Genomic DNA, 20,226 nt, shown 5'->3' with positions numbered 1-20,226 from the left:
TGTCCGCGCCAGACCGGCCTCCGTCCCTGAAAGAGGAGGGGGACACGATGGATGATCGCCTGTCGAGAGCGTGCGTCAACCTGAGGGTTGCACCGGTGAAACTGCTGGACGCCTTGTGCTCCCTGTCGGGGCGCCCTGCACCGCCCTCCGGTCCTCATCCGGCACGGCGCGTCTACGGGCGCGTACTGCACGCAGCGACCTCGCTGCCGCTGGGCGCGCTGCAACCGGGCGACGTGAGCGCGGCCACCGAGGTGCGCGCCGGCCTCCTGAACGCCCACGTCCCGCCCCTGTCGGACGCGCTCGCCCGTTGCATCCAGCACACGGTCGACGACCTGGGGCCCACCGACCTGTGGACGCTGGCACGCTGTACCGCCATGACCCGCGACGACCTCGCGTGGGGCGCCACCGCATCTCTGGCGCGAGAACGCCTCGAACAGCCGGACTCTCTGGACGACATCGCCGCGCAGGTCATCGTGGACGAAATCGCTGAACGGACCCCATGCCGGTGGGGCCGTCACCACAGCGACACGGCTCGTGCCGCGCTGTATCGGACTCTGGCCGACCTCGCCGATGTCCTCCTGGAAGTGTCGGAGTCCTCCCCGACGCCCCTGGACTGGAGCACCGACGGCAACGTGAGGCGTTCCTCTACCGTGATTGGCGGAGTGGTCCACGACGTACTGGTCCAGAACGCGGAGAACCCACCCTCCTCCGCACAGCCCGTCTGGCACCACCCCTCACCGCCTGCCGCACACACCGCCTGGCAGTGGCGTATCACGAACGGACCGACCGGCCGCGCTTCCCACGGTTGCGGGCCCTTCCCTTCCGCGCTCGCGGCACGGCACTCCGCCGAGTGCGCGATCACGGCCCTCGCCGCCGGGAAATGCAGCCTATGAGGGGCGTCGGCAGGTGAATCCGTGCCGATCCCCGGACCACCCCACACCGCGCCCCCACGGCTGCCGAAGCACGGATCTGCGCGCTGCGGCACGAGCGGAAGCTCGGCCCAGCACGATCGCCCCGGTCTTGGGCATACCCGTCTCCACAGTGCACCGCGTCCTGACCCGCCACGGCCTGAACCGGCTGCGCTGGTGGACCGGCCCACCGGACAGGTCATCCGCCCTTATGAACGCTTCCGCCCTGGCGAACTCGTCCACGTCGACATCAAGAAGCCCGGCAACCTCCCCGACGGTTGTGGCCACCGCACCATGCCCCGACAACAGGCCATGGCCAACCGGCAGGCCACAACCGACGCGCGTAAAGGCGGAAGCCCGGTGATCGGTTACAGCTTCGTTCACACCGTCGTCGACGACCACTCCCGGCTCGCCTACGCGAGGTCCTGACCGGACGAGCGCGAGGAGACCGCCGCCGCCTTCTGGCAGCGCGCGAACACCTTCTTCACCGAGCACGGCATCACCGTCGAACGCGTCCTGACCGACAACGGCTCCTGCTACAGATCCACACTGTTCGGACAGACCCTGAGTGCCGCAAGCATCATCCACAAACGCACCCGGCCCTACCGTCCGCAAACGAACGGCAAGGTGGAGCGCCTGGATCGCACCCTGCTCGACGAATGGGCGTACGTGCGCCCGTACTCCAGCAACGCTGAACGCACCGAAGCCTGGCGGATTTCCTGCACACCTACAACTATCACCGGTGCCACACCGCTCTCGATGGCCAGCCACCCATCAGCAGCGTCAACAAGCCTGCGGGGCAATACGCCTGGTTCTCCTCGCCGCCTTGTAGACGCGTCCGGCGCGGCCGCCGGTCACTCAGCCAGCGTGGCCGCCCACTGGGTGAAGATCTTCACGTACCGCGCCGGGTCGAGCTGGTGCATCACGTGCAACGCGTCCGGCACGGACTCGTAGTCGACCTTCACCCCCGCCGACTCCATCAACCGCCTGGCCTGCGCGGCCTGCTCGTCGGAGAGCGCCCCGAGCCGGTCGCCGGTCTCCGGGTCGATGCCGCGCGTGTGGTGCGTGAGGAGTACCGGCGTCTTGACCTGGCTCAGCATGCGCTCGTGCGGGCAGTTCAGTCCGACGGTCCCCTCCCAGAAGGTCCGCGCCCACTCCGGGTCGTACTCTTTCATGTGCTGCGGGATCTCGTCGGCCACGAAGTGCCGCGCCATCGGCGACGACGCGGCGCCGGCCGCGCGGCGGTAGCCCTCCCAGTCGCCCACGCTCCACTGGTCGCCGAGGTACGTGCGGAAGAGTTCGAACAGGGGGCCCGCCCCCTGGCGGACCGAGTGGCCGTATGCAGGGACGAGTTCGGACGCGAAAAATGGGGCGTCCTCGCACAGCGCACCCCGGATCTGCCCGGGCATGGCGTACGCCGACAGCCAGGCCGCGAGGACGCCGCCGGAGGAGTTGCCCGCGACGACGACGGGTCGCTGCACCACTAGTGCGATGAACCGGACCAGGTCGTTGCCGAAGTTGTCGAGGCTGTACCGCTTCGGCGTCCAGCTGCTGCGCCCCTGGCCCCGCAAGTCGACGGCGTAGACGTGGAAGTCCTCCGCGAGGAGGCCCATCGTCTCCTCGTACCCCCACCAGGAGCCCGTCTGCTCGGGGACCAGCAGCACGGCGGGCTTGTCCGGATCACCGGCCTCGGCGTAGTTCATGGTGATCTCACCGAGGTCGGCCTGCTGTTCGGGATAGGCGTGCGGGACGTAGACGTCGCGCAGCGCGGGATCGGCCGTCATTGCTGTCTCCTTGGTCTTTGAGCCCGAACCCGACCAGCACCGGCATCCACCGGTCATCGGGTGGGCGAGTCACGGAGCTAGTATTCGAACCGTGGCCGCCGACGCGCACCGACGATTCCGATGAGTGGAACGCCAGTACAGACCCCTCGCTCGGGACGGCCGCCCCGCGGCGAACCGATCCTGGAGCGGGCCTTCAGGGTCCTGGGCGCCTTCGCGGAGGCCGGGGAGGGCCTGCCCCTTCACACGCTCGCGGCTCGGGCGGGGCTTCCGAAGAGCACCACGTCCCGGATCGCGGCCCAGCTGACGGGTGTGGGCGCCCTCGAACGCCGCGACAACGGCGATTTCGTCGTCGGCCTGCAGCTCCTCGAGATCGCCTCGCTGGCGCCCCGCGGTCACGGACTGCGCGCCGCCGCGCTGCCGTTCATGGAGGACCTGCACCGGGTCACCGGCCAGCACATCCTCCTCGCAGTGCGCGACGGCGACGAGGCCGTTCTCGTCGAGCGCCTGTCCGCACGGGACTCGGCAGCGGTCAAGTACAGGGTCGGCGGTCGCCTCCCCCTCACCGGGACCGGCATCGGCATCGCCCTGCTGGCGCACGCCCCCGAGCGGGTGCGGGAGGAGGCGCTGGCCGACGCGAACGACGCGGCGCTCCTGCGCCGGCTCATGGCCGCCGTCCGCACGGAGGGCGTCTGCGCCATGACGGTGCCCAACCCCCTGCGTTCCGGGCCCACCACCATGTCAACCGTCGCCGCCCCGATCCTGGACCGTCACGGTGACGCGCTGGGCGCGCTGTCCCTGGTCACCCCCGACGAGGGCGGAACCCGGGCCGCCGCCGCTCGGACGGCGCTGCGGACGGCGGGCCTGGCGATCTCCCGGGCCGTGGGGCGGTGAACCGCGACTTGGCCATGCGGCAGACCGGCGCCCACGGCGCCGGGTCCCGATCTCACGCGCCTGACAACGACCCGCGAAGCCGTCAGCGGCTCAGGACTCGACGAACTTGTCCGCCAGGCCCCGTTCCAGGTAGTCGTCCGGCAGGTCCTGGATGACGAGCTCGGCTTCGGTGCGCTCGGTGTGCAGCCGCCAGTAGGCGTCGGCCATCGTCTGCGGCTGGGAGTCGTGGCCCCCTTGGCCGATGAAGGCGGCGATCGCCACGTGCGCGGCGTAGACGCCGGTGCCGGAGAGCGCCGCGTGGAGGTTGAGGATCCAGTTGCGCATCCCGCCGGTGGCGATCTGGACGTTCGCCACGTGCGGGGCGATCACCGGCCCCGACCCCGCCCCGCTGCTGACCAGGATCGTCCCCGTGCCTCGCTCCAGCATGCCGGGCAGGACGTGCTGCACCGCCGCGACACCGCCGAGCAGGTAGAGATCCAGCTGGGTCAAAACCGAGTCGACGGTGACCTTCGTGGCCTCGACCAGCGGCGCCCGGCGCAGATCGGCCAGGGACGGCGCGGGCGAGTACTCGAGTATGTCGATCGGTCCCAGCCGCTCCTCGGCGGCGGTGAGCGCCGCGTGCAGAGCGGGACGGTCGGTCACGTCGGCGGGGAACGCCTCGGCCCGCACGCCCGTGTCGGACAGGTCGTCGGCCACCGCCTGCAGCGGCGTACGGCTGCGGGCGATCAGCGCCACGTCGACCCCCTCGGCGGCGAACCGCCGGCCGATCGCGCGCCCCAGTTGCGGGCCTGCGCCCACGATCGCGAGCGTGCTCAATTCGCCACCTCGTTACCCTCGTATCGACATTCCGAACTGCGGATGTCGGATCTTCGATGCATGCCGGAACAACGGTAGGAAGCGTGTGGTCTCGGCGCCTCGGATCGGTGCGTCAGCCCGAACAGGAGATTCGCGACAACGATGAGCGGCACTTTCTCAGCAGACGTGAGCGGCGCGAACGCCTTCAGCGACTTCGCACACGAGTGGCGAAGCCGGATGGGCGAGACCTTCGCGCTGGCGCCCTTCCGCCGGACGACCGTGTCCGGCTTCTCGGCGCGGTCCCGCGGGTTCCGGGTGCGGGACATGATGTTCAACCGCTTCGAGACCGCGGCCGCCCTGCGAACGGCGGGCCGACGGGTCGGGGCCGACGATCACGTACGCCTGTGGATCGTCCACCGGGGGACCTGGCGGTTCGAGGAACCGGGAGGAGCCGAGCACACGGCACCGGCCGGCCGCCTACTGGTACAGACGGGAAGGCTGTCCCACTTCTCCGCGGCGCCACACACCCTCGTGCAGGTACTCGTCCTGCCCGCCGCAGAGGTGCGGCCCGGACGGGGCGGTCCGGCCTCCGGTCCGGCCGACACCGCCGAGGTGCGGCTGCTGACGGCGCACGCCGCCATGGTGGGCCGGATGCTGGACCGTCTCGGGCCGGCCGGGGTCGACGCCGCCCGCAGCACCCTGGCCGAGTTGGCCCGGGCCGCCGCCGGGGGCGGCCTGGACGACGTGGAGCCCCTGTTGTCGCCGGCCCTGGCCCAAGCCGCGCGGGACCTGGCCGACCGCCGGCTCACCGACCCCGACCTGTCCCCCTCGGCTCTCGCCCGGGAGCTGAACGTCTCCCCGCGTACCCTCCAACGGGCCTTCGCCAGGGAAGGCCGACCGCTGAGCACCTACATCCGGCGCCGCCGCCTCGAGGAGGCATGCCGCGAGCTCGTCGCATCGAACCGGCGCATGACCGTCACGGAGATAGCCGCCCGCTGGCAGTTCGCCGACAGCGGCCACTTCGCCCGCGCCTTCCGCAAGTACTACGGCCGGACCCCGACCGACTACGCCGCGACCGCTGCCCGTGAAACGGATGCCACATAGCTGTACGGGGCCGGTGCCGCCACCCGCCCACGGCAGGGACGCCCGGGTCAGCCGAGGCCACCACCAGCAGACAGAGCTGCGGCGACGACGGCTCCGCCGCGGGTGGTGTCCGGGGCGCGTCCTCGTCACTGCCGTCGCCGAGCGCGGAGGTGACCGGCGGCTGCCGCGTCGTGGCGGGGGCGAGGGAGCCCTGCCCAGTAGGCGGCGCGGTCGAGGGCGCGGGCGGTGTGGGTGGTGTCGCAGTCGAACGCCCGCCAGGCCGATGCTCCGCATCACGCGGGCGATCCGTTTGTGGTTGACGCGCTCGCCGTCCTCGCGAAGTTCGGCGGTGATCCTCGGGACACCGTAGGTGCCGTCCGATTCGCGGTGCACGGCCTGTATCCGGGTGGCGAGGCGGGCGTCGGCCGTCTGCCGGGCGGCCCGGTCCGCTGCCGTCGCCCGCCAGTAGGAGAAGCTGGAGCGGGCGATGCCCAGGATGGTGCACAGCCGCTTCACGCCGTAGCGGCGCTGGTGGTCGGCGACGAACTAAAAGCGGTTCACCAGCGCGTCTCCCCGGCGAAATACTTCGCCGCCTTGCGCAGGATCTCGCGTTCCTCCTCCAGCTCGCGGACCTTCTTGCGCAGAACGGCGTTCTCCGTCTCCAACGGCGTCGGCGGCTCGGCCGGCACCTCCGCACGGCGTCCCCGCGGACGGGACGCACCGGCCGCCCGGACCCAGTTCCGCAGGATCTCGGGATTGATCCCCAGATCGGCAGCGACCTGCCGGATCGTCGCCTCGGGCCGCGACTGGTACAGCGCGACCGCGTCCGCCTTGAATTGCGGCGGATAGTGCTTCATGACCACGAGATGTCCGTTCTCAGATCCTCAGGATCCAGTGTCTCGTGTGTCCAGGATCAGGAGTCAAGGGCCGCGGGCTGGCTGAGGTGGTCAGGCAGACGAGCGGCCGGTGATGCCCGGCAGGGTCGTTGTCCTGATCCGGCGGTAGGTCCTGAAGCCGTACACGGTCAACGCTGCCCAGATGACGGTACTGGCCAGAGGCCACCACAGGTCCCGGCCCTGCTCGCCCTGGATGAGATTGACGATCCAGTTCATCGCCCAGCTGACCGCGAGAACAAGTGCTGCCCACCTGGCCCACCGCCACATCCGCATCGTTCCTCGGGCCCGGGTTTCCTGTGAGCTCTGATCATCCTGTCGAAGTCGTGTGACATCCATACCTACCCGCCTACCCCCTGCCTGCTCCCTGCCTCCCGGCTCCTGGGAGAGGGCCGAAAACGAACGGTCTCACCGGCTTCAGAGACACTCAGAGGTAGTCCAGAGGGGGACTGGCTGTCGGCGACGGCTGGCTTGCAGCCAGATGTCGAGGCGCGGAAACACGATGAGATCCGGGCGGGCGGTGCTGCCTTACCGGCGGTGGGTCAGGCATGTGCGTGGCGTGGTGCAGTGGCCTTGCGTGAGGCGGCGTGGTGCGCGGGACGTCGCGGCGAGTCTGCGGCCTGGAGGCGTTGCAGCCACAGGGAGGCTGTGAGCAGGAGGGTGCTGAAGACGGCCAGGAGAAGGGCGGACACCCACATCTGCCGGCTCCCGGGCAACTGCCAGGCGGTCCAGGCGGTCAGCACCGCCCACAAAAGGACGCCACCTGCGTAGAAGGTGCGGACCCGGCGCAGCTGCCGCACGGCCCGCAGGGACATGACGCGATCAGTTGTGAATGCCATGCCGCCCCGTGTACCCCGGTGCATGCTGTTCAACGGAGCGGCTTGATCGGGGTCGTCCTCCGGTCGCCTTCTCCTGCTGGGTGCGTCCTTCGAAGTCGCGTCGCACTGCAGCGCCTTGGTCCTCGACCAGTCCCGCCTCGTCGGGGAGGTCCAGGACGGCGCCGCAGTGGTTGCACAGTTTCCCGTCTTCGGCCGGCGTGCCGCACGCCTTGCAGAACCGGTTGCCTTCGTCGTTTCCCATCGTGGGTGTCATGGCTCTCTCTCCTACAGGGTGGACAGTGATAGGCGGGGAGTACCCCTGGTGTCTGTGCTGATTCTCTGCCTGTCTGTTTCATTTTTTCCTGCGATACAGTTTGGAGGTGATTGGCTCCATCGTTGCGAATTCTGCGACCCGTTCGAGGGTGGTCATTCGTGTTCAGCAGCGAGGCATGGAACCGGTGGCGTGGCATGAACGCTGTGACCCAATTCCTGTTGTCCAGTACTCCAGTGCGGTTTCGTTATTCATCCAGCGGGTTCGTTGGTGGTCCGTCGTTGGTAGTGGCTGCGTCGGGCTGTCGCCTGGTGGCGTCTGCTCCAGGTGGACCAGTGCAGCAGTCTGGTCGCGGAGATGACTGGTGGGGGGAAGACGGCGCCGAGGAGGTGGCGAATCTCCGGGACGGTCAACGCAATGGGGTCGCGGCTGCGGGCGGGGTGATGCTGGCCGGCGGGCCGTTGCGGTGCCGCGTCGGCTGCGAGGGCGGTCAGGAAGGCCAGGGCGAGCATGGCGAGGGTGGCGTGCCGGTGCCAGGAGGTCCAGTTGCGGACCTGGTAGTGGTCGAGGCCGACCTGGCCCTTGGCGGCCTGGAAGCACTCCTCGACGCTCCAGCGGACGCCGGCGACACGGACCAGCTCGGCGAGAGGCACCTCGGTGGGTGACCAGCACAGGTAGAAGGCGAGTTCGCCGGTGGTGCGGTTGCGGCGGATCAGCAGGTGGTGGTCGGTGCCGGTGTGGATCCAGGCCCAGTCGTAGTGGCGCGGGCCCTTCGCGCCGTTGCCGGCACTGTGCCGCTGCCAGGCTGTGGCGGGCAGGCGGCCGGCGGCACTGTCGGCGCGGACAGGGGTGCGGCCCGAGTTGATCCGCACCCGCGTCGAGCAGGCGACGGCCATCACGTAGCCGGTGCCACGTGCCTCGAGGGCGGCACGGAGCCGGGGGTCCTGTCCGTAGGCTTCGTCGCCGGTCACCCAGGAGGCGGTGATGCCGGCGTCCAGCGCGGCGGCGATCATCTCCCCGGCCAGTTGGGGCTTCGTCGCGAACTGGATGTCCTCAGGGACTCCGGCCGCGTGACGGCGCTCGGCATCGGTGCTCCAGGAGTGTTCGGGCAGGTAGAGCCGGCGGTCGATCAGGGCCCGGCCGCGGCTGGTGGCCAGGGCGAGGAACACACCGACCTGGGCGTTCTCGATACGTCCCGCGGTGCCGGTGTACTGCCGCTGCACACCGGCCGAGGACCGGCCCTTCTTCAGGAAGCCGGTCTCGTCCACGATGAGCACCGCACCGTTGGTGCCGAGGTGGTCGGCGGCGTAGGCACGCAGATCGTCACGGACGGCATCGGCGTCCCAGCGGGCGTAGCGCAACAGGCGCTGCATCGGCCCTGGCCGAGCCAGGCCGGCCTGCTCGGCCAGCTGCCAGCAGTTCTTCCGCTCGACATTCGACAACAGCCCGAGCAGATAGGCGCGGGCCGAAGCCTGCGGCTCAACTCGCCCGAACCGACCCGCGATCCGGGCCGTGGCCTGGTCGAACATCGCCCGCCATCGGGCAGGGTCTACGCTATGGCCTGCGGCCACCGCACGATCTTCGTTTGTCCACACACCAACCGATGATCACGCGGTGGCCGCACCCGTTCCCAACCGGGTCCGCGACAAGATCGCGAAGTCAGACTGGAGTACTAGTCTCCTGAGAATCCGAAGATTCCCAGGTGAGTCTGCCTGTCGCCGGAGTAGAGGACGATGTAGTAACCGGTCCACCGCATCTGACACTCGCCGAGCAGGCTTTGCTCGTGCTCCTCATGGCTCGCAGCCTCGTTGGCAGCAGCAGCGAGTTCCTCGTACTGCTCGATCGACGGGCGATTTGTACCGAAGTGGTGCATCACGCGGTTGAGGGCCAGAGGGCGCAGGGTGCCGTAGTCAGCGATACCGGAACGTGTCGGCGGGGCATCCGTGGCGACAACCCTGTCGATGTCGAGGATCGTATGGGTGCCCTCGGTCCCCATGAACTCCTCGTCCTCGTAGAGGTCCTCCAGGCTTCGGTATCGGTCATCATCGCCGTACTCCTCCTGGAACACCCTGGCCTGCAATGTCGCCAAGGCCGCCTCGACATCACCGTCGTACCTGATGACGTAATCCCATCCGCTGGCGCCCATCGAGCCACCCCTCCCTGAAGATCGTGAACGCGCGAACGATAGCGGCGGGAACTGACAACGCTGCAGTCTGACGGCAAGTTCTGTTCGACGTCCCGGATGGAGGTATCCAGGCGGTCGACCGCATCACGAAGATCGGCCGGACAGGTCCTAGTCGGTTCGGGCCGACGATGCCCGACGAACAGCGGCCAGCCGTCCGGTGATCAGTTCCTCGGCCTCCGCCACGATGCGCCGCACGACGTCCCCGACGGTCGGAATGTCGTCGATGAGGCCCTGGGCCAGGCCGGCACTCCAGATGCCTGCGTCCAGGTCCCCGTCCTCGAACACCCTGCGCCCCCGAGCGCCGGCGACCAGGTCCCGTACGTCCGGGAACTCCCCTCCGTCGTGGAGTATGTCGACGACCTTCCGGCTGACGGAGTTGCTCGCGACCCGGGCGGTGTTGCGCAGGGGACGGAAGATCAGCTCGGTGTCGAGTTCGCTGTTGGCGACGATCTGTTCCTTGACGCGCCGGTGCGCGGGGGATTCCGCGGTGCACAGGAAGCGGGTGCCCATGTTGACGCCCTCGGCGCCCAGGGCGAGGGCGGCCACCAGACCGCGGCCGTCCGTGAACCCGCCGGAGGCTATCACCGGAACGGACACCCGCTGCGTGGTCGCGGGAATGAGCACCAGGCCGGGGATGTCGTCTTCGCCGGGGTGGCCGGCGCACTCGAACCCGTCGATACTCACCCCGTCGACGCCGATCTTCTCGGCCTTCACCGCGTGCCGGACGCTGGTGCACTTGTGCAGCACCTTCACCCCGTGGGCGTGGAACTCCGGGAGGTGCTCCTCGGGGTTGAAGCCGGCGGTCTCGACGACTTTCACGCCGGATTCGATGATCGCGCGCCGGTACTCGTCGTACGGGGGCGGGTTGATCGACGGCAGGATGGTCAGGTTGACACCGAACGGCTTGTCCGTCAGCTCCCGGCACCGCGCGATCTCCTCGACGAGCGCCTCCGGAGTCGGCTGGGTGAGCGCCGTCAGGAAGCCGAGTGCGCCCGCTTCGGCCACCGCGGCAACGAGTTCGGCCCGGCCCACCCACTGCATGCCGCCTTGGACGATCGGGTGTTCCACACCGAACGTCTCGCAGAATCGTGTGGTCAGCATCGCGCCCTCTACAGTCCGTAGGTCTTGCCGATGATGTCCCGCTGGATCTCGCTCGTTCCGCCGTACACCGTGGAGACGACGGTCGAACGGAGCAGGGCTTCCATGCCGTACTCCGTGGCGTAGCCGTAGCCGCCCATCATCTGCATGCCCTCCAGGGTCACGTGCTTGGCGAGTTCGGTGCACTTGAGCTTCGCCATGGACGCTTCGCGCGCGAACACGCGGCTGGGTTCGGCGTCGATCGCGGCGGCGACGTCGTCGAGGAGCAGTTGTGCGCATTCGAGTTCGGTGGCCATGTCGGCGATCCGGTGCTTGAGCGCCTGGAAGGAGCCGATGGGGCGGCCGAATTGTTCGCGCTGGCGGACGTAGGTGAGGGTGTCGTCGAAGGCCCGTTGCGCGACGCCCAGCATCAGGGCGGCGAGGATCATCCGTTCGAGGTTCAGTCCGGCCATGAGCTGTGTCCAGCCCTGTCCGGGCTCGCCGACGACCGCGGAGTCCGGTATGAAGCAGTCGGTGAAGTAGAGGTCGTTGACGTCCTTGCCGCCCATGGTGTCGATGCCCCTGATCTGGAGGCCTTCGGCATCGGTCGGCACCATGAACTGGGTGAGCCCATGGTGTTTCGACGCGCCCTGCTCGGTACGGGCGATCAGCAGGATGTGGTCGGCGAAGTGCGCGTTGGAGCACCAGGTTTTCTGCCCGTTGACCAGGTAACCGCCGTTGGTGCGTTCGGCACGGCAGGTCAGTGCGCCCACGTCGGAGCCGGCGCCCGGTTCCGACATCGAGATGGCCTCGACCCGGCCGGCGGCCACGCCTTCGAGGACGGTGCGCTTTTGCTCTTCGGTGCCGAACTTCTCGTAGGCGGAGGCCGCGATGACGGTGGTCCCGAAACCGCTGATGGGCGCCAGCCCGTACGAGGTCTCCTGGAGGAACAGGCAGAGATCGGTCATCCCCTGTCCTGCGCCTCCGTATTCCTCCGGGATGGCGATGCCGAGCCAGCCCAGCCCCGCCATCTTCTCGTACAGCTTCTGGTTGTGCTGTTCCTGGCCGTTGACGGTCAGTTCGTCGCGTTGTTCCTTGGTTCCGCATTCGCGGCGGCAGAAGTCGGCGATCGCCTTGAGCAGATCGCGGCGCTCGTCCGACAGGACTCGGGGCATGAGGTTCTCTCCTCGGCAAGTGCGGGTAGGGGGTTCTGTCACGTGTCCCGCAAGGCGGGAAAGACCGTGCCGACCAGGTGGAGCACGGTGCGTGTGAGCATCACGTGCAGGTCGCTGCGGCTGAGCGTGCCACGCACCAGCCATTCGCGGGAGGCTGCCTTGAGCATGCTGCTGTGGGCGCGGATCATCGCCCGGAGTTTCTCCCGGCCCTCGGTGACGTCGGCCATCATGGCGGCCTCGAGGACGCGGTCGGTCGCGATCTCGTCGGCTTCGAGCATGATCTGGTCGATCTCCGGGTCATTGCCGAGTGCTTCCAGGCCGATCGCCGACAGCCACATCTCCCGGTTGCGCTCCACGACTTCGAGCCACCGGTCGACGCAGATCGACACGCGCTCCTCCGCCGTGGTCGGGGGCAGCCGTTCGGAGACGGACGCGGGCACGACCATCATCTGCCGGACCACCTCCAGGTACAGCTGCCGCTTCCCGCCGAAGTAGTGGCTGACCAGGGCGCGGGCCACGCCGGCCTCGGCTGCGATGTCCGCGATGGAGACCGTGTTGTAGCTCTTGGCCCCGAACAGCCTGCGTGCGACGCCGAGGATCTCGGCCCGCCGGGCGTCCGGCTCCATCCGGCGGCGCGGGGCCTGGCGCTGAACGCCCATGTGGTGGTGTCCTTCCGTGGTCGCGGTGTGCCGGACCTATGTGTACATCGACTCGATCGTGGCGGCATGCGCTTCGTCTATGGCTCGGCGGCGAAGGCTCAGCTTCGGTGTCAGCTCGCCGGTCTCCGCGGTCCAGGGACCGGCGAGGACACGGTGCTTCTTCACCTGCTCCGCGCGCGAGAGCACCGCGTTCGCCTCGGCCACGGCCTGGTCGAGCGCCGCGAGCACCTCCGGGTGACGGGCCAGCGCTTTGGGGTCGGACGCGTCGGCGATACCGTTCGCCCGTGCCCACGGCGGAGCCGTCTCCTCGTCCAGTACCAGCAGTGCGGTGACGTAGCGCCGCCCGTCCCCGATGGCGACGGCATGGCCGACCAGGGGGTGCGCCCGCAGCAGGGACTCGATCCTGGTGGGGGCGATGTTCTTCCCGCCGTCGGTGATGATGATCTCTTTCTTGCGGTCGGTGATGGTGACGAAGCCCCGTGAATCGACCGTTCCGACGTCGCCGGTGGGCAGCCAGCCTTCCGCCTCGGCCGCAGGCTCGACACGGCCGTCGGCCTGCAGGTAGCCGGCGAACACGACCGGGCCTCTGACGAGCAGTTCGCCGTCGTCGCTCTCCTTGACCTCGATGCCCGGCCCCGGCCGCCCGACCGAGCCGAGTGCGAACGCCTCGGGGGTGCTGACGGTTGCCGCGCCGGTGGTCTCGCTCAGGCCCCACACCTCGTACACCGGCAGTCCTACGCTCGCCAGGAACTCCAGGACGCCGGCCGGGATCGGTGCCGCGCCGCTGAAGGCCCTGCGGCATTCGTCGAGCCCGATCGCGGCCCGGACCGGCCGCATCACCTGCGCATCGAGTCGTTCCAGCGACTCGGCGAGCCGCGCCGGGATGTCCTTGCCGTCGGAGCGGAGCCGGTACGCCTCCAGAGCGGTCTTCCGGGCCTGCGTCATGGCCGCGGACCGGCCCTCGGGCAGTGCCTCGAGCTTCGCCCGCAGGCCGGCGGCGAGCTTCTCCCATACCCGGGGCACCCCGAAGAAGCCGTGCGGGCGCACCGTGAGGAGCGTGGGCAGGAGTTGGTCGGGTTCCGGGCAGATCGTGACGTGGCCCGCGTTGCAGACGGGCATGTAGATTCCGAGGACCCGCTCGGCGACGTGGGCCAGGGGAAGGTACGCGACCGACCTGGGGTGGTCCGGGACCGCGACGAGCTGGTCCTGCATCAGACACTCGTAGATCACGTTGCGGTGGGAGAGCACTACGCCCTTGGGGTCACCGGTCGTGCCCGAGGTGTACACGAGGGTCAGCGGCCGGCCGGTGGTGACGGCGTCCGTGAGTTCCTCGAACCCGGCGTTGTCGGGGGGCACCGCGCCGCGCACGGCCGTGTAGGCGACGAAACGCGGGTCGTCGGCGGGGGCGGCCTTCCAGTCGAGGACGACGACAGCGCGCAGGTTCGGCAGATCGTCCAGGACCGGCTGCCAGTGCCGCACCTGCTCCTCGCCTTCCAGGACGAGGACGGTGGCCGCGCTGTGTCGGGCCACGGCGCCGATCTGCTCAGTACTCAGCGTGTCGTACGTACTGCAGGGCAGGGCGCCGACATGGACCGCGGCCAGGTCGGTGATCCAGTGCTCCGCGCGCTTGGACATCGCGATGAGCATGCGGTCACCCCGATTCAGCCCCAGGGCCAGAAGACCGCGAGTCAGCGCGGCGACCTCCGCGCGCAGCTGCGCCCAGGACAGGGTCCCGGCGTCCGGACCGATGCCGGTGGTCAGCGCCGGACGCTCGGCGTACCGCTGGGCGTTGCGGCGCAGTAGTGCGGTGATCGTCAGCCCTTCGACGGACTTGTGCAGCTGCTCTGCTGTGGCCACGGCGGGCTCCCTCCCTCGCGAAACGTGAGCGGATCCTGAGCGGGTCCCCCACAGTGAAGCCCTCTTGGCCAAGTGTCAATAGCTGATACATCGAGAGCTTTCACGTGCGTGTCGCGCTGACCCTCGGCACCCAACTCGACTTTTCCTGAGGCGACTCGCTTTCGACACGGACACTATTGACGCATAGCCAACAACGGTTCTTACTTGTCCCCACCGGTTCCACCGTGTGCACCCGGCGTGCCCGGATCGGCAGCACGTCGCCTACCGACGGAGAGGAAGTGCAAGGACAGTGACCGAAGCATTCATCTACGACGCGATCCGCACCCCACGCGGCCGGGGGAAACGCGGTTCGCTGCACCACGTCAAGCCGGTCTCTTTGGTGACGGGCCTGATCGGAGAGCTCCGTCGCCGCCACCCCGGCCTGGACCCGGAACGGCTGGACGACGTCGTGCTCGGGGTGGTCTCCCCGGTCGGTGACCAGGGCATGAACATCGCCAAGACGGCGGCGCTGGCGGCAGGGCTGCCGGACCACGTGGCCGGCGTCCAGCTCAACCGATTCTGCGCTTCGGGACTGGAGGCGGTGAACACGGCCGCGCAGAAGGTCCGTTCCGGCTGGGAACGGCTGGTGATCGCCGGCGGCGTGGAATCCATGTCTCGTGTGCCGATGGGCAGCGACGGCGGTCCGATGGCCGCGGACCCGGAGACCGCCTTCGACACGTACTTCGTACCGCAGGGCATCGGCGCCGACCTGATCGCGACCATCGAGGGCTTCTCGCGCGAGGACGTCGACGCATACGCGGTCCGGTCCCAGCAACGGGCCGCCCACGCGTGGTCCGGCGGCTACTTCGCCAAGTCCGTGGTGCCGGTCACGGATCGCAACGGGGTCACCGTGCTCGCCCAGGACGAACACATGCGTCCGGAGACGACGGCGGCAACGCTCGGCAAGCTGAAGCCCTCGTTCGCGGACATCGGCGCCATGGCGGGCTTCGACGCGGTGGCCCTGCAGAAGTACCACTGGGTGGAGCGCATCGAGCACGTGCACACACCGGGCAACGCCTCGGGGATCGTGGACGGTTCGGCTCTCGTCCTGGTCGGCACGGAGCGGGCCGGCGCGGAGTGCGGCCTGGTGCCCCGCGCGCGCATCGTGGCGACCGCGGTCAGCGGCGCCGATCCGACGATCATGCTGACCGGACCGGCTCCGGCGACCCGCAAGGCGCTGGACCTCGCCGGCCTGACGGTGGACGACATCGACCTGTTCGAGATCAACGAAGCGTTCGCCTCGGTGGTGCTCCGCTACGTCAAGGACCTCAACCTGCCCTGGGAGAAGGTCAACGTCAACGGCGGCGCGATCGCCATGGGGCATCCGCTCGGCGCCACCGGCGCGATGCTCGTGGGCACCGTCGTGGACGAACTCGAGCGCCGCTCCGCACGACGGGCCGTGGTCAGCCTCTGCGCCGGTGGTGGCATGGGCATCGCCACCGTGATCGAACGGCTGTGACCGTCCCGCGGCCGCCCCGGACGCCGGCCGCGCACGTCCTCTCGAAAGGAACACCGCACCCATGCCGGAGAAGAACATGATCCACTGGGAACAGGGATCCGACGGTGTAGTCGTGCTGACCATGGACGATTCGGATCAGCCGGTCAACACGATGAACCAGACCTATGTGGACTCGATGGAGGCCACCGTCGCCCGTCTCGAGGCGGAGCGGCAGAACATCACCGGCGTCGTCCTCGCCTCCGCCAAGAAGAGCTTCTTCGCCGGCGGTGACATCGGCTTCATGAGCAAGGCGCGGCCGGAGAACGCCGCGGAGCTCAGCGAGCTGTGTACGGTCCTGAAGTCGCAGTTGCGCCGGCTGGAGACGCTCGGCAGGCCGGTGGCCGCGGCCATGAACGGCACGGCCCTCGGCGGCGGGTTCGAGATCGCGCTCGCCTGCCACCGGCGCATCGCCCTGGACGCGCCGGGCAGCCGCTTCGGCCTGCCGGAGGTGACCCTGGGACTCCTGCCCGGCGCCGGCGGCGTCAGCCGGACCGTCCGTCTGCTGGGCCTTCAGGAAGCGCTGACCGACGTCCTGCTCACCGGGAAACAGTACAAACCCCAGGAGGCACTCGCCAAAGGGCTGGTCCACGAGATCACCCGGACGCCGGAGGAGACGCTCACCAGGGCCAGGCAATGGGTCCTGGCCCATCCCGAGGCCACTCAGCCGTGGGACGCCGAGGGCTTCCGGATTCCCGGCGGCGCCCCCTCCCATCCGAAGGTCGCGGCGATCCTGCCGACCCTCGCAGCACGCCTGCGCAAGCAGCTGAAGGGCGCGGACGTGCCGGCGCCCCGCAACATCCTCGCCGCGGCCGTCGAGAGCGCGCAGGTCGACCTCGAGGCCGGGCAGAAGATCGAGACCGGCTATCTCGTTGAGCTCATGACAGGCCAAGTCTCGACCAACATGATGCAGGCGTTCTTCTACGACATGCAGCACATCGGCTCCGGAGGCAGCCGCCCCGGCGGCTACCCGCACCACACTGCCCGCAGGGTCGGCGTCCTGGGCGCCGGCATGATGGGCGCCGGAATCGCGTACTCCTGTGCCCGCAGCGGCCTGCTGGTGGTGCTCAAGGACGTCTCCTGCGACGCGGCGAAGAAGGGCAAGGGCTACTCCGAAGGACTCCTGGCCAAGGCCGTGGAACGCGGCCGGACCTCCCGGGAGAAGGCCGACGAGGTGCTCGCGCGGATCATGCCGACCGCCGACCCCGCCGATCTCAGCGGCTGCGATCTGGTGATCGAGGCGGTCTTCGAGGACCCGGACCTCAAGCAGAGGGTCTTCCACGACGTCGAGGACGTCGTCGCACCGGACGCCGTGCTGGGCTCCAATACCTCCACCCTGCCGATCACCGGGCTGGCGAAGGGGGTCAAGCGCCCGGAGGACTTCATCGGCCTGCACTTCTTCTCCCCCGTCGACAAGATGCCCCTGCTGGAGATCATCGTCGGGGAGAAGACCGGCGAGCACACCGTGGCGAAGGCCGTCGACATCGCGCGGCAGATCGGCAAGACGCCCATCGTGGTCAACGACAGCCGGGGCTTCTTCACGAGCCGGGTGATATCCAAGTTCATCGACGAGGCGGTGGCCATGATCGGTGAGGGACTGCCTCCCGCCTCGGTGGAACAGGCCGGCTCCCAGGCCGGCTATCCCGCGCCGCCGCTGCAGCTGCTGGACGAACTGACCCTGACCCTGCCGCGGAAAATCCGGGAGGAGACCAGGACCGCGGTGCTGGCCGAGGGAGGGCAGTGGCATCCGCACGGTTCGGAGCCGGTCGTGGACCGCATGATCGACGAGTTCGGGCGGGGCGGACGCTCCTGGGGCGCCGGGTTCTACGAGTACGCCGACGGCCGGCGGACGCGGCTGTGGCGCGGCCTGCACGAACACTTCGCCGTGCCGGGACGCGAGATCCCGTTCGAGGACATGAAGGAACGGATGCTTTTCGCCGAGGCGTTGGACACCATCCGGTGCCTCGACGAAGGCGTGCTGCGGTCGGTACCCGATGCCAACGTCGGCTCGATCCTGGGCATCGGCTTTCCCACATGGACCGGCGGCGTACTGCAGTACATCAACGGCTACCCCGGCGGGCTCCACGGCTTCGTCACCCGCGCCAGGGAGCTGGCCGAACGGTACGGCGAGCGATTCGAGCCGCCCGTGTCCCTCGTGGCCAAGGCCGAGAGGGGCGAACGCTACGAGTGAAGCGAGTGCGGCGGCCCGAGCATCGGCACGAGAAACTGCCGGGCCACCGCACGCACCTGCTCGTCGTCATCGAGATCGATCACATGGCTGGGGATGACCAGGAGCGACGCGGACACGCGGACCATCATCTCGGCCACCAGGTCCACCTCCACATGGCCGGCGATGTTGCCCGCCCGCTGCTCCTGACACAGCCGCGACGCGACGAACTGCCGCACCACGCCCAGTGTGCGGCCCCCGTCACTGGTCATGGACGGCACAATGGCATCCGGTTCGGCGTCCATGAGGCCACCAATGAGGCGGTTGTGGCGAATGGTGCGCAACGAACTCACACATCCCAGGACGACCCGGTCGGCGATGGTCTCTGCGGTCCGGATGTCCTCGATGAAGCGATCGAAGTACCGCCGGAACTCGCGCCGTACGACCTGCTCGACCAACTGGTCCTTGGTGGCGAACCGCCGGTAGACGGTGATCCGGGAGACACCGGCCAGCCTCGCCACGTCCGTCATGGTCGAGCGCTTGACGCCCATGCGGCAGAACTGCTCGTAGGCGGCGTCGAGCAGACGCGCCGAGACCTCGTCGTCGCGCTCGGCACCTTCGACAGCCTCGCTGAAAGCCACCTCCAGCACGGACGGAACGCCAGATGGCCCCATGAGGGCCGACAGGACAGGTTCCATGATTGCCTCCCGACTTCTGTGAAGCCTCTGGCGTTCACGTCACGTATGTGCTCCCCTGTTGAAACAAGGAATCACAATATGTTTCATCGTACCAATTGAGGCAGCGGTGTTACAGGACTCGAGGAGGAGTTCGAAGGGATGGACGGACTCAGCAGGCGCAAGATGTTGTTCGCGAGCGGGGCCCTGGGAGCCCTCGGGGCACTGAGCCTGGCGTCGCCCGCCCACGCACGATCCTTGTGGACGTGGGCACCGAGCGGTTCGGTGGCGGGCAAGGGAGCGGGTCTCGACCCCGAATGGGTCTGGGACGAGGAGGCCGACCAGCTGGTCGCCGCCGTGATCGAACGCGGTGACGTGCCCAAGGTCAACGCAGCGCTCCGCAAGTGGACCCGCAACGACCAGCCCTTGCCGGCCGGTCTCCCCGCGGACCTGCGCGACTTCATGGAGAAGGCGCGCCAACTGCCCGCCTGGGCCGACCGGAACAAGCTCGAGAGGGCGGCCGAGTTCAACAAGTCGAGGGGCCTCTACCTCAACCTGCTCAACGGTGTGGGCGGCGGCATGCTGAGCACTGCCATCCCCCGTGAGGCGCGCTCCGTGTACTACTCCAAGGGCGGCGCCGACATGGAGGACCGGGTCGCCAAGACGAGCCTGCTGGGCTTCGCCGTCGGTGACCTCAACGCGTACCGGCCCGACGGTGACGTCATCGTGCAGGCGGTCAAAACCCGCCTGGTGCACGCGGCCGTGCGGCACCTGCTGCCCCAGTCCCCGGCCTGGTCCAGCACCAGCGGCGGCCAGACGATCCCCATCAGCCAGCAGGACATGCTGGTCACCTGGCACAGCCTGCCCACCTATGCCATGCGGAAGATGCTCGAGTGGAACGTCCCCGTCCCGGCCGCCGACTCGACGGCCTACCTGCACGTGTGGCAGGTCACCGCGCACCTGCTCGGCATCCGGGACGAGTACATCCCCGCCACCTGGGACGCAGCCGAAGCCCAGTCCAAGCAGGTCCTCGACCCCGCTCTCGCCCCCACCCGCGAAGGCGTCGAACTGACCGACATCCTGCTGCGCCAGCTCGCGGAGCAGACCAGTCCCGGCGGTATCGACCGTCCCCTCGTCAACGCGCTCGCCCGGTACCTGGTCGGCGATCAGGTCGCCGACTGGGACGGCATCCCGCGTGAGCCGTTCTGGGAGAAGGCGGTCGCGGCCGCCTGGCCGAAACTGGTCGCCTTCCGCGAGAAGCTGATCCCCCTGCCCCTGGTGCCGCCCCTGGCCTGGACGATCGACGAGGCAGCCCGGAAGTACATCCTCTTCTACCTCACCAAGGGCCAGGGAACGCACATCGAGATCCCCGAAACCAACCGTCCCGCCTGAGCGGTGCCGGCGCCCTCATGGGCGGCCACGCCGACCTCGGCGGAACCCAAGGAGGAGTTCTCC

At 69.0% G+C, this 20,226-nt stretch carries 19 protein-coding genes and 2 pseudogenes; 7 read left to right on the top strand and 14 right to left on the bottom strand.

Features of this window, described 5'->3' with window-relative positions; all coding sequences use genetic code 11:
- Together ACFXAE_RS32760 and ACFXAE_RS32755 are read left to right on the top strand one after the other, a co-directional pair.
- The coding region (locus ACFXAE_RS32760; protein ID WP_384722182.1) for a hypothetical protein at window positions 1–893 on the top strand (893 nt) is incomplete at its 5' end.
- A gap of 29 nt (window positions 894–922) precedes the next feature.
- Window positions 923–1,714 (top strand): annotated as a pseudogene (locus tag ACFXAE_RS32755) (IS481 family transposase); the annotation flags it as partial.
- 48 nt (window positions 1,715–1,762) lie between these two features.
- Here ACFXAE_RS32755 and ACFXAE_RS32750 read toward each other — a convergent pair.
- A complete protein-coding gene (locus ACFXAE_RS32750; RefSeq protein WP_384722179.1) occupies window positions 1,763–2,692 on the bottom strand; it encodes an alpha/beta fold hydrolase in 930 nt (309 codons plus the stop codon).
- A gap of 120 nt (window positions 2,693–2,812) precedes the next feature.
- Here ACFXAE_RS32750 and ACFXAE_RS32745 point away from each other — a divergent pair, with 120 nt between their 5' ends.
- Window positions 2,813–3,583, top strand: coding sequence for an IclR family transcriptional regulator (locus ACFXAE_RS32745; RefSeq protein ID WP_384722176.1), 771 nt, complete (start codon window positions 2,813–2,815; stop codon window positions 3,581–3,583).
- 90 nt (window positions 3,584–3,673) lie between these two features.
- On the opposite strand, the gene ACFXAE_RS32740 is transcribed toward ACFXAE_RS32745, so the two are convergent.
- Window positions 3,674–4,399: an SDR family NAD(P)-dependent oxidoreductase gene (locus ACFXAE_RS32740; RefSeq protein ID WP_384722173.1), complete on the bottom strand. Its 726-nt coding sequence runs from the start codon at window positions 4,397–4,399 to the stop codon at window positions 3,674–3,676.
- Window positions 4,400–4,540: 141 nt separating this feature from the next.
- Here ACFXAE_RS32740 and ACFXAE_RS32735 point away from each other — a divergent pair, with 141 nt between their 5' ends.
- Window positions 4,541–5,482, top strand: coding sequence for a helix-turn-helix domain-containing protein (locus ACFXAE_RS32735; protein ID WP_384722170.1), 942 nt, complete (start codon window positions 4,541–4,543; stop codon window positions 5,480–5,482).
- 246 nt (window positions 5,483–5,728) lie between these two features.
- Here the strand turns inward: ACFXAE_RS32735 and ACFXAE_RS32730 are convergent.
- The 11 genes and pseudogenes from ACFXAE_RS32730 to ACFXAE_RS32680 form a co-directional block, all read right to left on the bottom strand.
- A pseudogene (locus ACFXAE_RS32730) lies at window positions 5,729–5,977 on the bottom strand (IS3 family transposase); the annotation flags it as partial.
- Window positions 5,978–6,018: 41 nt separating this feature from the next.
- Entirely contained in the window at window positions 6,019–6,318 is a 300-nt protein-coding gene (locus ACFXAE_RS32725) for a transposase (RefSeq protein WP_384722167.1), read from the bottom strand.
- Window positions 6,319–6,408: 90 nt separating this feature from the next.
- On the bottom strand, window positions 6,409–6,573 hold the full coding sequence (locus ACFXAE_RS32720) for a hypothetical protein (RefSeq protein ID WP_384722165.1): 165 nt from the start codon (window positions 6,571–6,573) through the stop codon (window positions 6,409–6,411).
- 323 nt (window positions 6,574–6,896) lie between these two features.
- On the bottom strand, window positions 6,897–7,193 hold the full coding sequence (locus tag ACFXAE_RS32715) for a hypothetical protein (protein WP_384722162.1): 297 nt from the start codon (window positions 7,191–7,193) through the stop codon (window positions 6,897–6,899).
- Window positions 7,177–7,446 (bottom strand): hypothetical protein, encoded by a 270-nt coding sequence (locus ACFXAE_RS32710; protein ID WP_384722159.1) that lies wholly within the window; start codon window positions 7,444–7,446, stop codon window positions 7,177–7,179. The genes ACFXAE_RS32715 and ACFXAE_RS32710 overlap by 17 nt, the downstream gene beginning before the upstream one ends.
- 248 nt (window positions 7,447–7,694) lie before the next feature.
- Window positions 7,695–8,972, bottom strand: coding sequence for an IS701 family transposase (locus ACFXAE_RS32705; RefSeq protein ID WP_384722156.1), 1,278 nt, complete (start codon window positions 8,970–8,972; stop codon window positions 7,695–7,697).
- A 143-nt stretch (window positions 8,973–9,115) separates the two neighbouring features.
- Window positions 9,116–9,589 (bottom strand): hypothetical protein, encoded by a 474-nt coding sequence (locus ACFXAE_RS32700; protein ID WP_384722153.1) that lies wholly within the window; start codon window positions 9,587–9,589, stop codon window positions 9,116–9,118.
- Between the two features lie 147 nt (window positions 9,590–9,736).
- Complete coding sequence (locus tag ACFXAE_RS32695; protein WP_384722150.1) at window positions 9,737–10,729, bottom strand: NAD(P)H-dependent flavin oxidoreductase; 993 nt, start codon at window positions 10,727–10,729, stop codon at window positions 9,737–9,739.
- Window positions 10,730–10,737: 8 nt separating this feature from the next.
- The gene (locus ACFXAE_RS32690) at window positions 10,738–11,880 is read right to left on the bottom strand and encodes an acyl-CoA dehydrogenase family protein (protein WP_384722147.1); all 1,143 of its coding nucleotides are present in this window, start codon (window positions 11,878–11,880) and stop codon (window positions 10,738–10,740) included.
- A gap of 38 nt (window positions 11,881–11,918) precedes the next feature.
- Window positions 11,919–12,539, bottom strand: coding sequence for a TetR/AcrR family transcriptional regulator (locus ACFXAE_RS32685; RefSeq protein ID WP_384722144.1), 621 nt, complete (start codon window positions 12,537–12,539; stop codon window positions 11,919–11,921).
- A 36-nt stretch (window positions 12,540–12,575) separates the two neighbouring features.
- The gene (locus tag ACFXAE_RS32680) at window positions 12,576–14,396 is read right to left on the bottom strand and encodes an AMP-dependent synthetase/ligase (protein WP_384722141.1); all 1,821 of its coding nucleotides are present in this window, start codon (window positions 14,394–14,396) and stop codon (window positions 12,576–12,578) included.
- A gap of 289 nt (window positions 14,397–14,685) precedes the next feature.
- Here ACFXAE_RS32680 and ACFXAE_RS32675 point away from each other — a divergent pair, with 289 nt between their 5' ends.
- Window positions 14,686–15,894, top strand: coding sequence for an acetyl-CoA C-acetyltransferase (locus tag ACFXAE_RS32675; RefSeq protein ID WP_384722138.1), 1,209 nt, complete (start codon window positions 14,686–14,688; stop codon window positions 15,892–15,894).
- A gap of 61 nt (window positions 15,895–15,955) precedes the next feature.
- Window positions 15,956–18,121, top strand: coding sequence for a 3-hydroxyacyl-CoA dehydrogenase NAD-binding domain-containing protein (locus ACFXAE_RS32670; RefSeq protein WP_384722135.1), 2,166 nt, complete (start codon window positions 15,956–15,958; stop codon window positions 18,119–18,121).
- Here ACFXAE_RS32670 and ACFXAE_RS32665 read toward each other — a convergent pair.
- The gene (locus ACFXAE_RS32665; protein ID WP_384722132.1) at window positions 18,112–18,795 is read right to left on the bottom strand and encodes a TetR/AcrR family transcriptional regulator; all 684 of its coding nucleotides are present in this window, start codon (window positions 18,793–18,795) and stop codon (window positions 18,112–18,114) included. The two genes, ACFXAE_RS32670 and ACFXAE_RS32665, sit on opposite strands and share 10 nt — an antisense overlap.
- Window positions 18,796–18,933: 138 nt before the next feature.
- On the opposite strand from ACFXAE_RS32665, the gene ACFXAE_RS32660 reads away from it, so the two are divergent.
- Window positions 18,934–20,163 carry an oxygenase MpaB family protein gene (locus tag ACFXAE_RS32660; RefSeq protein WP_384722129.1) on the top strand — a complete coding sequence of 410 codons (1,230 nt, stop codon included), beginning with the start codon at window positions 18,934–18,936 and terminating at the stop codon, window positions 20,161–20,163.
- Window positions 20,164–20,226: the final 63 nt, after the last annotated feature.

The organism is Streptomyces sp. NPDC059454 (assembly GCF_042749965.1).
GTDB lineage: Bacteria > Actinomycetota > Actinomycetes > Streptomycetales > Streptomycetaceae > Streptomyces.
Note: the sequence above shows the minus strand (reverse complement) of the source record. Positions and strands in the feature narration are given on the sequence as shown.

Coding starts and splice junctions, on each gene's coding strand:
- ACFXAE_RS32750 (WP_384722179.1), bottom strand. CDS start 2,692: ATGACGGCCGATCCCGCGCTGCGCGACGTCTACGTCCCGCACGCCTAT.
- ACFXAE_RS32720 (WP_384722165.1), bottom strand. CDS start 6,573: ATGAACTGGATCGTCAATCTCATCCAGGGCGAGCAGGGCCGGGACCTG.
- ACFXAE_RS32690 (WP_384722147.1), bottom strand. CDS start 11,880: ATGCCCCGAGTCCTGTCGGACGAGCGCCGCGATCTGCTCAAGGCGATC.
- ACFXAE_RS32710 (WP_384722159.1), bottom strand. CDS start 7,446: ATGACACCCACGATGGGAAACGACGAAGGCAACCGGTTCTGCAAGGCG.
- ACFXAE_RS32705 (WP_384722156.1), bottom strand. CDS start 8,972: ATGTTCGACCAGGCCACGGCCCGGATCGCGGGTCGGTTCGGGCGAGTT.
- ACFXAE_RS32660 (WP_384722129.1), top strand. CDS start 18,934: ATGGACGGACTCAGCAGGCGCAAGATGTTGTTCGCGAGCGGGGCCCTG.
- ACFXAE_RS32715 (WP_384722162.1), bottom strand. CDS start 7,193: ATGGCATTCACAACTGATCGCGTCATGTCCCTGCGGGCCGTGCGGCAG.
- ACFXAE_RS32700 (WP_384722153.1), bottom strand. CDS start 9,589: ATGGGCGCCAGCGGATGGGATTACGTCATCAGGTACGACGGTGATGTC.
- ACFXAE_RS32735 (WP_384722170.1), top strand. CDS start 4,541: ATGAGCGGCACTTTCTCAGCAGACGTGAGCGGCGCGAACGCCTTCAGC.
- ACFXAE_RS32725 (WP_384722167.1), bottom strand. CDS start 6,318: ATGAAGCACTATCCGCCGCAATTCAAGGCGGACGCGGTCGCGCTGTAC.
- ACFXAE_RS32670 (WP_384722135.1), top strand. CDS start 15,956: ATGCCGGAGAAGAACATGATCCACTGGGAACAGGGATCCGACGGTGTA.
- ACFXAE_RS32745 (WP_384722176.1), top strand. CDS start 2,813: ATGAGTGGAACGCCAGTACAGACCCCTCGCTCGGGACGGCCGCCCCGC.
- ACFXAE_RS32695 (WP_384722150.1), bottom strand. CDS start 10,729: ATGCTGACCACACGATTCTGCGAGACGTTCGGTGTGGAACACCCGATC.
- ACFXAE_RS32685 (WP_384722144.1), bottom strand. CDS start 12,539: ATGGGCGTTCAGCGCCAGGCCCCGCGCCGCCGGATGGAGCCGGACGCC.
- ACFXAE_RS32665 (WP_384722132.1), bottom strand. CDS start 18,795: ATGGAACCTGTCCTGTCGGCCCTCATGGGGCCATCTGGCGTTCCGTCC.